Below are 13391 nucleotides of genomic sequence, written 5' to 3' on the forward strand. Positions count from 1 at the left end.
ACCCCAACCTGATAACATGAGGTAAAAAGTAAGCGATTACAAAATGGAGTCAAGCCAAAAGTAAGCGCTTTCAAAATTGCAGGGCGTTTGTCTGCGAATTTTGTGGACAAGCTCACTGTTTCAACAGGAGTGACTTGATGAGTGAAAAGCAGAATGGATCTGGACGCGTCTCGCTGGAGGATGTCGCACGCCTGTCTGGCGTCTCCACCGCGACCGTATCACGCGTACTGAACGGCAGCGATACCGTCAAAGCCAAAAGCCGGGCGGCGGTGGAAAAGGCGTGTGAAGAACTGGGATATGTGATTAACCGCGCCGCACGCACGCTGGCTTCGCGCCGCAGCATGACGATTGGTGCCGTGGTGCCGACGCTGGCCACCGAAACCTTCTCACGCCCGCTGGCGGCGTTTCAGCAGTTAATCCACGACGCGGGTTATACGCTGCTGCTGGCCAACTCCAATTTCGACCCTGATACCGAGCTGAAAGAAGTTAACAAACTGATTGAATACGGCATTGATGGCCTGATGCTGGTGGGCCATACCCATCATCCGAAGTTATGGGAACGCATCAACGCGCAGGATCTGCCCTGCGTGCAAACTTTTTCCCAGGATAGCGAGAAACCCTGCGTAGGATACGACAGCGAGGGGGCCGCCCAGACCATTGCCAGCCATTTGCTGGCGCTGGGACATACCCGCTTTGGGGTGATTGTCGGCACGCCGCCTTCGAACGATCGTATCTCCGATCGTCTGTACGGCACGCGCAAAGCGCTGGCAGCACAGGGCCTGACCCTGCCGGAAAGCCATCTGATTGACAACGCCTACAGCATGAACGATGCGCGCAAAGCGGTTTTCCGTCTGCTGGATAGCCCGGAACCGCCCACCGCCATCATCTGTGGTAACGATCTGCTGGCTTTTGGTGCGATGCGCGCCGCCAGCGAGCGCTATCTGCGTATTCCTAACGACATCTCCATCGTTGGTTTCAACGATTACGAATACGCCGAGCATCTGGAACATCCGCTGACCACCATGCGCGTCGATCTGGCGTCGATTGGCACCCACGCGGCTGAATACCTGCTGGCAACGCTGAATAATCAGCCGGCACAACGGCATACGCTGATCAAAACGGAACTGATTGTGCGGGGCAGCAGCGGCTCCGTGCCCCGCCAGGAACGTTAACTGCGGCTCACCAGCCCAAAATGGCTGAAAACATCCGTCACCGCCGGTGTTTTCAGCCAGGCCAGCAATATCTCTGCCGCCTCACGCTGTTGCACCGTAGCCAGCAGCGCCGCCGACAGCGAGATAGGTTGCTGTACCTCCGCTGGCAGCGGCCCGACGATCTCAATCCCTTCCACCATCAATAGCTCGCTGATTTGCTGCACGGCCACATCCGCCTTCCCGTTCACCAGTTGTTCGGCGGTGAAGCCCGCCGGGATTACCGTGCCCGTGGCGCGGAGCGCGTCGTCAATGCCCAGCGTCTTCAGCAGGCCGGAAAAATAAATACCGCTGGCCCCGGCTTCTGACCACGCCACCGAACGTGCCGCCAGCAGCGATTGCACCAGCGCCTGGGTATCATGAATCGGCGGTTTTGGCGCACCCGCCAGCACTGCCAGCCCGATCGGCGAATCCACCAGCTCGATGCGACTTGCCGTTTCCGCCCGTGCGGATTGGGTTAAGCGGTCCAGCGTCTCCACCGTGGCGATCACCACATCCGCCGCCTGCCCGGCGTTGATCTGCTGCTCAATCACGGTGCTCGGATGCCAGCGGAACTGAAGCGCGATCTGCGGATACGCTGCCTGCCATAAACGGGCAAGGCGCTCGAACGGCGCACTCAGCGCCAGCGCACTGTAGATGTGCAAAGTCACCATCATCCCTCCTCACGGGCAAATAACGGGGCGCGCCGCAGCAATGATTTGTCCAGCTGATCCGGACGTGTCACGCCAATGAGCGCCATATCGCGATCAATTTCATCCCGCAGAATATGCATGCCATGTTCAATACCCGCCTGTGCGCCAATCACTGCGCCATACAGCCACGGGCGCCCAAGAAAGACAAAATCCGCGCCGAGAGCCATAGCTTTCATCACGTCAGTGCCACGCCGGATACCGCTGTCGATAATCACCTTCATATCCCCTTTGGCGGCGGCGATTTCCGCCAGGGTGTGCAGAGGCGGCACGGTATGATCGAGCTGGCGGCCACCGTGGTTGGAGAGGATGACCGCATCCGCACCAAGGTCGCGGGCGATAAAGGCATCGTCCGGCGACATCAAGCCTTTGATCACCAGATTGCCGCGCCATTTTTTGCGGATCGCTTCGACATGCTTCCAGCTCAGTTTGTCACGGGCGTTGGTGTTACGCACTTTGCTGGACATCATCGGTGGCCCACGTTCCGCATCGGTATTTTCAAAATGCGGTGCGCCATGGCGCAGAAACGTCTGGGCCACGGTGCCCAACAGCCAGCGCGGGCTTAACGCGCTCTGCCACATCACTTTTGGGGTGAGTTTGATCGGCATACTGAAGCCGCTACGGGTGTTGTGCTCGCGATTGCCAAGCATTGGGGTATCGCCGGTGACCACCAGCGTCTGGTAACCGGCGCGTGCGACGCGGTCCACCAGACGATCAATACGTGGCTGATCTCCGGCCAGATACGCCTGAAACCAGGCATTGGGGTTCTCAGCGATCACATCTTCCAGTGGGATCAGCGACGATGCGCTGAGAATCATCGGCACGTTCATCGCGCGGGCAGCGCGGGCCAGCATGATATCGGCACGATAGCTGACAAACGAGGCACCACCCAGCGGCGCAACACCAAACGGATGGGACCAGTTATGGCCGAGCAGGCTGACACTTTGGTCGCGTCCCGAGACGTCACGAAACATGCGCGGCACAAAAACATACTGCTGATACGCCTCATAACAGGCCGCGATACCGCGTCCGGTTTCTACCCCACCCGCCACGTATTGATAAATCATATTCGGTAAGCGCTTGCGCGCGTGCCGTTCGAAATCTTCCAGTGCCAGCAGGTCGCGGAAGGGTCGTGGCACCGTATTGGCCGGACGGGTCTGCGCCTGTGGGGTTACCACCGCATCTAACGATGTCGTCTCTCCATGTGTTGTCATATTGCGCTCTCAGCGTGTAAGCGATTTCAAATTGCGCACTCAGGTGAATGCATCCCACGCTAATCCTGACAGGAATTGAGTTTTTTTATGTGATCGCTGTCACCTTACGAGTAATTTTGTAAGCCCTTACATTTTCATGTCGCGCAAGTTATGGTGTTGTAGCACCTCAGCGCAACTCTTCCGCGACGGGAATAAAAGATGACAACACGAATTGTTTTACTGCACGCGACACCGGTAGCCATGGCACCGGTGCAGAACGCGTTTAAAGATAACTGGCCTGAAGCCGAAGTGGTGAATCTGCTTGATGACGGCCTGACCCTTGACCGGTCGAAAGAAGATCAGTTGTCACCTGCCCTGACCGATCGCTTCGTCACCCTCGGGCGCTACGGCTACGCCATGCAGGCACAGGGGATTCTGGTGACCTGTTCCGCATTCGGCCCGGCGATCGATGCCCTGGCGGCCAGCGTGCCGGTTCCGGTGCTGAAACCTAACGAAGCGATGTTTGAAGCCGCACTGCAACAGGGCCAGCGCATTGGCATGCTGGCAACGTTCGGACCTTCACTCGGCACCATGACGCAGGAGTTCGACCACTACGCGTCATTAATCGGCTCGACGGCGACACTGGAGAGCGTGCTGGTACCCGATGCCATCGACCTGCTGCGTAAAGGCGATGTCGCCAGCCATAACCGCCTGGTGGCCGCCGCCGCTCCTCAGCTCAGCCATTGCGATGTGATTATGCTGGCGCACTTCTCCACCTCGCAGGCGGCGGAAGCAGTCCGCCGCCTGGTTACGGTTCCGGTACTGACGGCACCTCATGCGGCGGTCGATAAGATGAAGCTGCAGGTAACAGGAGCGGCATCATGTTAATTGGGGTGATTGCAGATGATTTTACCGGTGCCAGCGATATCGCCGTGACCTTCACCAAAGGTCTGCCGGGTGAAGGCGGGCTGCGCACCACACAATATCTTGGCCTGCAACAACAACCGGCATCACCGGATGTTGAGGTCGGTGTGGTGGCGCTGAAATCTCGCTCGCTACCCGCCGCAGAGGCAGTGCAACAGTCACTGGCCGCCTGCAACTGGTTACTGGATCAGGGTTGCGAGCAGATCGTGTTTAAATATTGCTCCACTTTTGATTCTACCGATGAAGGCAATATCGGTCCGGTGCTGGATGCGCTGGCCGCCAGGCTGGACGCGCCGCGCGTGATTGTCTGCCCGGCGTTTCCGGCCATGGGCCGCACCCTGTATCAGGGGCATTTGTTTGTCCGTGACCGCCTGCTGAATGAGTCCGGCATGGAACATCATCCCCTCACCCCCATGACCGATGCCGATATCCGCCGGGTGCTGGCCCGTCAGGCGAAAACCCCGGTAGGTTTTATCAGCTGGCAGCAGGTAGTCCAGGGTAGCGAAGCGATTCGTCAGGCGCTGCATAACGGCGATCCGGCGCTACTGGTGACCGATGCGATCACCGATCATGATTTAACGCTGATCGGTATCGCCGCCGCCGGGTCACGCCTGGTCAGTGGCGGTTCCGGTATCGCCACCGCGTTGCCTCATAACTTTATTCAGGCGGGCAAAACCCAGGGAGGCCAGACGGAACCCCCTTCTCTGCCGGGACCGGGGGCGATTCTGGTAGGCAGCTGTTCGGGAGCCACCCTCGGGCAGATAGCGGAGCATCAGCGCCATTGGGCGGTGTTGCCAATCGCCCTTGATGCCGTGATGGCGGGCAGCGTGGGGCCGGATGACCTGGTGGCCTTTATAAGTGCCAACCTGGATAAATACCCGCTGGTTTATTCTTCCGGCGATCCCGACACCATCAAAAGCGCGCAGCAACGCTATGGTCAGCACGCAATATCGGCTGCGCTGGATCAGCTGTTTGGTGAAACCGCTAAAAAACTGGTTCATGCAACCGGAATACAACGCCTGGTGGTGGGGGGTGGCGAAACCTCGGGCGCGGTGGTTAGCGCACTTAATCTCGGCCAACTGCGGGTCGGTGCTGAAATCGATCCTGGCGTCCCGGCGTTATTCTCCGGCGGAGAAAAACCACTGGCGCTGGCGCTAAAATCTGGCAACTTTGGCCGGGTGAGTTTTTTCCAGCATGCGCTGGACAGGCTGGCAGGGAAAGAGTTGATTTGAGATCAAGCATACAAAAAACCCGCTCACCGGGTTTTTTGGCTTTAAAGCGTTGTTATACTCCCCTCGCAAAAATAACCGATAAGCGACATGAGTCGCCCTTAACTTTCTTGAATTGAGAGGTCTATATGGCACTTCTTAAGTCGTTAAATCCGCCAGCAGATAGATTTTTCTCATATGATTTCAGACTGTTTTTAATATTTATCGAAACCATTAACTAAAATCACTACTCCAGACTTCCCGCCAGCCCGCGTCTTCTCTGTCGATCACAATAAACAGCAAGGATCTTTTTTGACACAACTGACATTAAAGATCCTCGCCAACGTTTGAACTTTCTCACAACAATAAATGATGAATTTGTGCTGCAACCGTTGAAACGTTGTAATTCACATCAACTTAGCATTAAAATTGTCTCACTACTTACAGGATGTTTCGCAGAGAAAGTTAAAACTAACACTCAACGTACTTTATTCTACAGCGAGGTTGTGTTGTACTCTCGGCACAGAAATGTAAGGATAGCGTCTCTACCTATAATTGCGTTGTATAAATTAACATAACCTCATTTTATTCGTTCAACGACACAGATTTTTTTGGGAGAAGTCCATGAGTGATTCACTTAAGGCGTTAAATAACATTCGTACTCTGCGCGCCCAGGCGCGTGAATTTCCGCTCAGCGAGCTGGAAGAAATGCTGGAGAAGCTCACCATTATTGTGACTGAACGTCGCGATGAGAGCCAGGCAGAAGAAGCCGCCGTACGTGAGAAAGCGGAAAAACTGGCGAAGTATCGTGACCTGCTGCTGGGTGACGGTATCGACCCGAACGAATTATTAGGTGCATTGCAGGCAGCGGGTAAAACCCGTAGCAAACGCGCGCCGCGTCCAGCGAAGTATAAATATACTGACGAAGACGGTCAGGAGAAAAACTGGACGGGTCAGGGGCGTACCCCTGCGGTGATTAAAGCCGCTATCGAAAGTGGTAAATCCCTGGACGACTTCCTGATCTAATTGCCGATCACGTCGATCCTCAAATGATAAAATGTGGGCTGCCCAGCCCACATTACTTTTTTCCCTGGCTGATTAGGATTATTACCTGCTTTACTCGCGCTGACGCACATTGTAATGTTTCGGTTAGCGAAAGATTGAAGTATGACCGGTATAAACATAAATAGTCGGTGACCACCCATGCACGCGCTGCTTACTTCTCTTAGGTTCCCCTCACCTTTTGACCAGGTTAAATCGTTAAGCCCATTTCAGGCCGATATCATAAAAACTATTGCCCTGGCAGCGATGTTAGCTGATCACATCAACACCATTTTATTAAATGGTCGCAGCGCGTTACTCTCGGCCATCGGCCATATTGCCTTTCCTTTATTTACCATTATCTGGGCCGCCAATCTGCCGGATGACGCCGTACGTCTGCGTCAGCGCGCCAGACGTCTCTGGTTATGGGCAATGGCAACCCAGCCATTATTCTGGCTGGCGTTTATGATGAAAGGTCAATCCTGGCTGGCACTGAATATTTTGTTTGCCTATGCCGGTTGTACGCAGATGCTGAGCTGGGCGTCCCGCTGGGGTGTCAATGGCGCAATGGCCGGGCTGGCGGTGCTGCTGATGCTGGCGTGGCCACTGACACCGGCAAGCTACGGCATTCCCGGTGTGGTATTTTGCCTGCTGTGCATGGCCGCCCGCTGCATCAGTGCCGTGGCAGAAAGCCGGTTGTTTTTATTGCTGGTGCTGGCGGCGCTGGCCTGGCTGAATACGCCGGGCAGCGGCTATGAAAACACCTTCATGTATGATCTGCTACCCACGCTGGCGGTGCCGTTGCTGATTATCGCGGCAGTGGCCGCCCTGCCGCATATCTCGGCCACGCGACTCTGGCCGCGGCGCTTCTTCTATCATGCTTATGCCGGACACCTTACCCTGCTCGGCGTGCTGGCGGTGATGCCGGTACGCGTTTAACGGCTGATCTCGCCACCGTACCCCGTCACCGTCAATGACTCCGCAGTGATATCCACTATCGCAAAAGGTGCAGCATCAGGGCCATCCAGCATCCCCTTCAGGGTGATAAATTCCGTATTACCGCTACGGGCATAACCACCGCGATGATCATGTCCGGCGAAACACGCGCGCACGCCGTAATCACTGAACAACTGCGCCAGCTGGGTACCATTCCAAAGGATATGTTTCTTATGCGGTGCCAGAGGATAATGACCAAACACCACCACCTGCTCGCCACAGGCCTGCGCATCCTGCAATTGTTGTTCAAGCCACTGCCACTGCTGGCTGCCTACTGCGCCATTCCACGGCTGCGCCTGGGGTTGTTCACGCGCCATTAAATCGGCCAGCCATAATTCGGCCTGCTGGCGTTCCTCACCCTGGCAATAAAAGCTGATGTCATTACCGTCGTAAAACACAAAGCGCCAGCCCTGGAGACGGAAAGCGTAATAACTTTTCGGCAACGCCGCGGCGTCTTTGAGATGTCCGATGATGGTCTGGGCATCATGGTTACCTATTACCACCGCATGGGGGTGTTGCAGCGCCTGATAGAGCGGCAGCAACCTGGCATAGCTTTCCCAATGACGATCAACCAAATCGCCCAGCGTCACCACAAAATCCAGCGGCTGTTGGTTAAGTTGATCAATCACGCCAGGCAGTTTGTGCAACGCGTGACGATAGTAAAGGTTATTTTCGCAGTCCGTATCCACGTCGGCATACTGCGGATCGGCAATCAAACCAAAACGCAACCGGGTGGGATCCAGCATAGCCGGACGTAAGGCGGGCAGTTGATAAAGCTGACTGACGTCACCCAATAATTCACGCTGCTGCTGCGTGAAGGGAACAGGAAATGCCATGGGTATCACTCCTTAACGAATACCGGCGCGCATAAAGGACTGGATAAACTGGCGCTGGAACACCAAAAAAAGGATCAGCAACGGTAAGGTGGTCATCAGCGTCGCGGCCCCAATCAGCGCCCATTGCACACCCTGTTCAGGCGCGGAAAATAGTTGCAGACCCACGGTTAATGGCCGCACGTTGACGGAATCGGTAATGACCAGCGGCCAGAGGAAATCATTCCAGTGAAAGCTAATCGACACCAGCGCAAACGCGACATAAATCGGCTTCGCCAGCGGAATATAGATCTTGCGCAGGATATAGAAACGGCTGGCCCCTTCGATAATCGCTGCCTCTTCCAGCACCAGTGGAATACTTTTGAATGCCTGGCGCAGCAGGAAAATCGCAAACGCCGAAGCAAAATAGGGCAACGCAATGCCCGTCAGCGTGTCGCGCAGGCCCAGCGCGCCGATGGTTTTGTAGTTATTCAGGATCAGCACATCCGGGCTTATCATCAGTTGCAGCAGGATCAGAGCAAACAGCACGCCGGAATATTTCAGGCGGAAGCGTACCAGCGCGTAAGCCGCCATTGTCGCCAGCACCAGCTGGCAAATCACAATCATCAGCACCAGCAGGATGGTGTTGAGAAAATAGCGACCAAAAGGCGCGGCATGCCAGGCATTGACGAAGTTTTGCAGCGTCAGCGGTGAAAACAGGTTGAAACTGCCCTGGTCGGACGCCGGATGGATTGCCACCCACAAGGCCACCAGAATCGGTAAAAACCACAGCAGCGCGGCCAGCCAAATCGCCAGGTTGAGTAATCTCATTGGTAATGCGCTCGCTTATCCAGCAGGTTGAATTTGATCAGCGCAATAGAGGCGAGGATCACCAGCAGTACCACCGTCATCGCGGCCGCCGCAGGCATGTCCCAGTAACTGAAAGCCGTACGGTAGATATAGAACAACAACAGGCTGCTGCTGTTATCGGGTCCGCCGTTGGTCATGGCGATCACCTGGTCCACAATGCGGAAGGCGTTCATTGATGCGTTGATCAACACAAACAAGGTGGTGGGCATCAGCAACGGCCACTGCACACGACGGAAAAAGTACCCGCGCGATGCGCCCTCAATTTCAGCGGCTTCACTCAGTCGCGGGTCGATTTGCTGCAATGCGGCGAGATAGAAAATCATAAAAAATCCGGCTTCGCGCCATACCGATACCGCCATCAGGCAATACAGGGCGCTACCCGGCTCACCCAGCCAGTTCACCGCAGGCAGGGAAAACACCGCCAGCAGCTTATTCAGCAATCCGAGCTGTGGCGTATAAAAGAACAGCCATAAATTGGCGATGGCAATCATCGGCAACAGAGAAGGAATAAAGAAAGCGGCGCGCACCATGGCATTACCGCGCAGGTGGCGATTAACCGCCAGCGCCATCATCAGCGACAGCACCACCGCCAGCGGAATGGTGATCACCGCATATAACAGGTTATTGAGCAGCGACTGGATAAACACATCGTCATCCAGCAGCGCGACATAATTGTCCAGCCCGACAAAGCGAGCTGGATGACCATTACGCGCGGCACTGAACACGCTCTCCCACACCGTAGCCAGCGCTGGATAATGGGTAAACAACAGCAAAAAACCCAGCGCAGGTAATATCAGCAGGTAGCCATATAGCTGCAACGACCAGAATCTGGGGCGAGTGGCCGGTGCCATGGTGAGTAACGTGCTCATAATAGGGCGCTTACTGGTACGATTTTAACAGACGGTCGGCCTGCTTCTGCGCCGACTCCAGAGCCTCTGCCGGGGTCTTCGCCTGGGTCACAGCCGCTTCGATCGCATGGTTGAGCGCTTCCTGAATCTGCACACTGTTGTAGGTTGACAACTCAGGCTGGGCATACTTCAGCTGCTCACGCGCCACCAGCGCCTGTGGAACGTCCTTCACATAATCCTTCATCACCGTGGTGTCCCAGGCGGCTGGCGAGGTGGCTACGTAACCGGTCGCAATACTCCAGCGCGCGGCCTGCTCAGGAGCAGAAACCCAGCGAATAAATTCCATGGCAGCTTTCTGCTGTTCCGGGGAGGCATTTTTGAACACATAAAGGTTGCCACCACCCGTTGGGCTACCGCGCTGAGTTTTCTCCGGCAGCATCGCGACACCGAATGGGAATTTGGCGTTTTCACGCACCCCGGTCAGGTTGCCGGTGGTGGTGACCATCATGGCGGTTTTGCCACTGATAAAGTCCTGTGGGGTGGTGCCCCAGGCAATAGCGCCCTTCGGTGATACGCCTTCTTTCTGGCCGAGGTCGGTCAGCCATTGCAGCGTTTCGATATTGCCCGGTGTATTGAAGTTCACCGCCGTGCCTTTTCCGTTATCCAGACGGCCACCGTTGGTGGCTGACAGTCCCTGGAAGTTCCAGTAACCGTTTGGCGTAGATGGGATCTCGATCCCCCACTGGCTGACACCGTTATTATCTTTGATCACCAGCTTCTTACCAAAATCGACTACCTGCTGCCAGGTCGCAGGAGGCGTGTTGCCATCCAGACCGGCTTTTTCGAATGCCTGCTTGTTCCAGTACATCACCACCGTGGAGCGCTGGAATGGGATACCCCAGACCTTACCATCAATGTGGCGCAGGAAGGCCGGGTAGAAACCGTCGATCCATTTTTTCCCTTCTGCATCATTCGCCAGATCGCTGGCAGCCACAATGGCACCGGCATCTATCAGCGAATAGGCTTCGATATCACCAATCACCGCCATCTGCGGTGCATTGCCACCGCGAAACGCCGTCAGCGCTTTGGTCACCGTCGTGGCATAGTCACCGGTATAAACCGGCTGAATACTGATTTCCGGATGAATTTTTTCAAAGTCGGCCACCAGCGTATCCACGGTATGGCTGACCTTGCCACCGACCGCAATCGGGTAATACATCTGCAGTTTGACCGCGTCAGCGGCAAAGGCAGTGGAAGCCGTACACAGCAATAATGCAGAAGCCAGGCGTAAAGGACGGATAGCAGACATGATTATTCCCTGATCAAAAGATGAAGATTAAACAGCGTATTTTTTTCCGGATGCGAAAAGTTGTTGTTCAGCCGATGGGCAGCGCTTCCCCGTGGTGGTGGAAAACAGGTATTGCTTCGAGGCTGACCATTGCAGCCCGACCCGGCTACCTTCGTCGAAGCGTTTCATACCCGGCACTTTAACGGTTAACGGCTCATTGATATCCGGCAGCGCACACACCAACAGGGTATCCGCCCCCATATATTCGTAACTGATTACCCGGGCGGTGAGCGCAGCATGCGCGATGTCGATAAGTTGAATGTCCTCAGCACGGATGCCAAGACTCAGGGCCGGTTCATCATCATCCAGCACCGGCCAGTTCATCTGGGATAAGTAATGGCTACAGCCCCGCCGCTGCAGCGGCAAAATGTTCATCGGCGGCGCACCAATAAATTGCGCTGCGAAGACACTGGCGGGGTTGTTGTAGAGATCATCGGGCGTGGCGTGCTGCTCAATACAGCCGTCGTTGAGCAGAATGATGCTGTCGGCCATGCTCATGGCTTCGGTCTGATCGTGCGTCACATACAGCATTGTCAGCCCCAGCTTCTTCTGGAGTGCACGGATTTCCCGGCGCATGCTCTGGCGCAGTTTGGCGTCAAGGTTGGAAAGCGGTTCATCCATCAGACACAAGCTATGATTGGCAATCACCGCCCTGCCCAGCGCCACGCGCTGTTGCTGCCCGCCGGAAAGCTGTGATGGTTGGCGATCCAACAGTTTGTCCAGTTCCATCAGCTTACTGACTTCCGCCAGTCGCGAGGCAAACGTCTGTTTATCTTCGCCGCGCGCTTTCAGGCCAAACAGCAGGTTTTCCCGCACGCTGAGATGCGGAAACAAAGCGTAGGACTGGAATACCATGGAAAGCTTGCGCTGTGAGGGTGGCAAATGAGTAATCAGGGTATTGCGGCAATGTATTTCGCCATGATCGGCGTTTTCCAGGCCTGCGATGGTCCGCAACAACGTCGATTTGCCACAACCAGATGGCCCAAGTAACGCAACAAAAGTCCCTTCCTCAGCCGTAAAACTGATGTCATTCAGGGCAACTTTTTCGCCCCAGGCTTTGGTGATGTGATGAAGAGAAAGGTAGCTCATGCGCCCTCTGGCCCGGAATCAGAATGGCGGTAAGTTAGCTGGGGATAATGAAGGAATTATTTAAGTTGAATGACGTTTAAGTGATGCAGTACCAAACAGCCCCTTTCTGGTAATACAAATTAATTGTCTGATTGAACGCTTCAACCATCATAAATTTTGACTCATATAAATTTCGTATAACAATAGTGTGAAAAATGCGTTTCACCGAAAAACGGGATTCCACGCTTTTCATGATGTTAGTTAATCATGTAACAAAACGTAATAAGCATTCAATCACAAAACATACAAAATAATTACACATTTCCGGATACCTAAGTCATCCTACCACTTCCCCATACCTCAGAGATAATAACAATGAAAAACACATACTACATCAGCATATCTAAAACTCATGATAACCATATTCTCCATAACGCTACCTGCCGTATTTATAGCGAAAATAAAGAGGATATGATTCTGATTGGACGTTATGAACAGCTCGTTATTGCGTTAGGTATTTCGAGGAATAATTTCAGAAAAGTTATCCCCTGTGTACAATGTATTTTAAAACGGCGTCACTACAATATTTCCAGCCCCAGGATTACGCCAGTACCGGTCAGACATTTCCCGGAGTAGAACGTTAAAATATGAACGCCCTGCCAGAGACAGGGCGTTCATCATTATCACCGGCACTCACGCCAAAAGGCGTAACTGCTGGCCATAATGGTCAGGATATAAGCCAGTGCATTAATCAGCCAGTGTGGGGTGACAATTCTTCCCACCAGGCTGAAAAACCCCTCTGCATACAGCGGCATATCACCTGTTTTCGCAGCAATAAAATAAAGTACTCCCAGAATCACCAATTTGGCGATTAACCACGCCATCACGGGGATGACAAGGATAACGCCTTTATTGCTGCTTACCCGTTCACTTAATATCACATAGCACACCAACGGCATCAGCGCTGGAATGACGGCAATCATACTATTCGCCAGCAGTTGCAGCATTGGAACGCCGAACTGCTGGTGAACCTGCCACCATTGAGCGAAGTCGGAAGGCAGCGTGCAATACAACAGCAAAAAGCAAACGGTCCCCCATATCAGAGCGGGCATAAACGTTTTGTCCATAATCACTTCCTTTGTGTTATCACTGCTTTTACCGGCAGCACCTTCCTCCATGCAACATT

General features: G+C 54.4%; 13 protein-coding genes. 5 read left to right on the forward strand and 8 right to left on the reverse strand.

Annotated elements, in window-relative coordinates; all coding sequences use genetic code 11:
• The first annotated feature begins 137 nt into the window (after positions 1-137).
• Positions 138-1172, forward strand: coding sequence for a LacI family DNA-binding transcriptional regulator (locus tag AC6I8X_RS27850; RefSeq protein WP_313682140.1), 1035 nt, complete (start codon positions 138-140; stop codon positions 1170-1172).
• Here the strand turns inward: AC6I8X_RS27850 and AC6I8X_RS27855 are convergent.
• Together AC6I8X_RS27855 and AC6I8X_RS27860 are read right to left on the reverse strand one after the other, a co-directional pair.
• A complete protein-coding gene (locus tag AC6I8X_RS27855) occupies positions 1169-1864 on the reverse strand; it encodes a molybdate ABC transporter substrate-binding protein (RefSeq protein WP_299456638.1) in 696 nt (231 codons plus the stop codon). The two genes, AC6I8X_RS27850 and AC6I8X_RS27855, sit on opposite strands and share 4 nt — an antisense overlap.
• Positions 1861-3111 carry an alpha-hydroxy acid oxidase gene (locus AC6I8X_RS27860; RefSeq protein WP_299456640.1) on the reverse strand — a complete coding sequence of 417 codons (1251 nt, stop codon included), beginning with the start codon at positions 3109-3111 and terminating at the stop codon, positions 1861-1863. The genes AC6I8X_RS27855 and AC6I8X_RS27860 overlap by 4 nt, the downstream gene beginning before the upstream one ends.
• A gap of 198 nt (positions 3112-3309) precedes the next feature.
• Between AC6I8X_RS27860 and AC6I8X_RS27865 the strand changes: the two genes are divergently transcribed.
• The 4 genes from AC6I8X_RS27865 to AC6I8X_RS27880 all read left to right on the forward strand — a co-directional run bounded on the left by AC6I8X_RS27865 (position 3310) and on the right by AC6I8X_RS27880 (position 7202).
• Complete coding sequence (locus tag AC6I8X_RS27865; protein WP_497841970.1) at positions 3310-3978, forward strand: aspartate/glutamate racemase family protein; 669 nt, start codon at positions 3310-3312, stop codon at positions 3976-3978.
• Entirely contained in the window at positions 3972-5246 is a 1275-nt protein-coding gene (otnK, locus tag AC6I8X_RS27870; RefSeq protein ID WP_497841971.1) for a 3-oxo-tetronate kinase, read from the forward strand. The genes AC6I8X_RS27865 and otnK overlap by 7 nt, the downstream gene beginning before the upstream one ends.
• A 600-nt stretch (positions 5247-5846) precedes the next feature.
• Positions 5847-6248, forward strand: coding sequence for an H-NS family histone-like protein (locus AC6I8X_RS27875; RefSeq protein ID WP_299456646.1), 402 nt, complete (start codon positions 5847-5849; stop codon positions 6246-6248).
• A gap of 177 nt (positions 6249-6425) precedes the next feature.
• Positions 6426-7202, forward strand: coding sequence for a TraX family protein (locus AC6I8X_RS27880; protein ID WP_299456649.1), 777 nt, complete (start codon positions 6426-6428; stop codon positions 7200-7202).
• Here the strand turns inward: AC6I8X_RS27880 and AC6I8X_RS27885 are convergent.
• The 6 genes from AC6I8X_RS27885 to AC6I8X_RS27910 form a co-directional block, all read right to left on the reverse strand.
• On the reverse strand, positions 7199-8095 hold the full coding sequence (locus AC6I8X_RS27885; RefSeq protein WP_497841972.1) for a metallophosphoesterase: 897 nt from the start codon (positions 8093-8095) through the stop codon (positions 7199-7201). The genes AC6I8X_RS27880 and AC6I8X_RS27885 overlap by 4 nt on opposite strands.
• 12 nt (positions 8096-8107) lie before the next feature.
• Positions 8108-8902, reverse strand: coding sequence for a carbohydrate ABC transporter permease (locus tag AC6I8X_RS27890; RefSeq protein WP_299456653.1), 795 nt, complete (start codon positions 8900-8902; stop codon positions 8108-8110).
• A complete protein-coding gene (locus AC6I8X_RS27895; protein ID WP_299456655.1) occupies positions 8899-9810 on the reverse strand; it encodes a carbohydrate ABC transporter permease in 912 nt (303 codons plus the stop codon). The genes AC6I8X_RS27890 and AC6I8X_RS27895 overlap by 4 nt, the downstream gene beginning before the upstream one ends.
• Before the next feature lie 10 nt (positions 9811-9820).
• Positions 9821-11098: an ABC transporter substrate-binding protein gene (locus tag AC6I8X_RS27900; RefSeq protein WP_299456657.1), complete on the reverse strand. Its 1278-nt coding sequence runs from the start codon at positions 11096-11098 to the stop codon at positions 9821-9823.
• A 27-nt stretch (positions 11099-11125) separates the two neighbouring features.
• Positions 11126-12226, reverse strand: a complete 1101-nt coding sequence (locus tag AC6I8X_RS27905; RefSeq protein ID WP_299456659.1) for an ABC transporter ATP-binding protein — start codon at positions 12224-12226, stop codon at positions 11126-11128.
• A gap of 662 nt (positions 12227-12888) precedes the next feature.
• Positions 12889-13332 carry a hypothetical protein gene (locus tag AC6I8X_RS27910; protein WP_299456660.1) on the reverse strand — a complete coding sequence of 148 codons (444 nt, stop codon included), beginning with the start codon at positions 13330-13332 and terminating at the stop codon, positions 12889-12891.
• Between the last annotated feature and the right edge of the window lie 59 nt (positions 13333-13391).

It is taken from the genome of Pantoea sp. X-Soil-TKNS-1280 (assembly GCF_059730475.1).

Bases quoted from the DNA above. Each gene is read 5' to 3' on its own strand.
- AC6I8X_RS27850 (WP_313682140.1), top strand. From the start codon at position 138: ATGAGTGAAAAGCAGAATGGATCTGGACGCGTCTCGCTGGAGGATGTC.
- AC6I8X_RS27855 (WP_299456638.1), bottom strand. From the start codon at position 1,864: ATGATGGTGACTTTGCACATCTACAGTGCGCTGGCGCTGAGTGCGCCG.
- AC6I8X_RS27860 (WP_299456640.1), bottom strand. From the start codon at position 3,111: ATGACAACACATGGAGAGACGACATCGTTAGATGCGGTGGTAACCCCA.
- AC6I8X_RS27865 (WP_497841970.1), top strand. From the start codon at position 3,310: ATGACAACACGAATTGTTTTACTGCACGCGACACCGGTAGCCATGGCA.
- otnK (WP_497841971.1), top strand. From the start codon at position 3,972: ATGTTAATTGGGGTGATTGCAGATGATTTTACCGGTGCCAGCGATATC.
- AC6I8X_RS27875 (WP_299456646.1), top strand. From the start codon at position 5,847: ATGAGTGATTCACTTAAGGCGTTAAATAACATTCGTACTCTGCGCGCC.
- AC6I8X_RS27880 (WP_299456649.1), top strand. From the start codon at position 6,426: ATGCACGCGCTGCTTACTTCTCTTAGGTTCCCCTCACCTTTTGACCAG.
- AC6I8X_RS27885 (WP_497841972.1), bottom strand. From the start codon at position 8,095: ATGGCATTTCCTGTTCCCTTCACGCAGCAGCAGCGTGAATTATTGGGT.
- AC6I8X_RS27890 (WP_299456653.1), bottom strand. From the start codon at position 8,902: ATGAGATTACTCAACCTGGCGATTTGGCTGGCCGCGCTGCTGTGGTTT.
- AC6I8X_RS27895 (WP_299456655.1), bottom strand. From the start codon at position 9,810: ATGAGCACGTTACTCACCATGGCACCGGCCACTCGCCCCAGATTCTGG.
- AC6I8X_RS27900 (WP_299456657.1), bottom strand. From the start codon at position 11,098: ATGTCTGCTATCCGTCCTTTACGCCTGGCTTCTGCATTATTGCTGTGT.
- AC6I8X_RS27905 (WP_299456659.1), bottom strand. From the start codon at position 12,226: ATGAGCTACCTTTCTCTTCATCACATCACCAAAGCCTGGGGCGAAAAA.
- AC6I8X_RS27910 (WP_299456660.1), bottom strand. From the start codon at position 13,332: ATGGACAAAACGTTTATGCCCGCTCTGATATGGGGGACCGTTTGCTTT.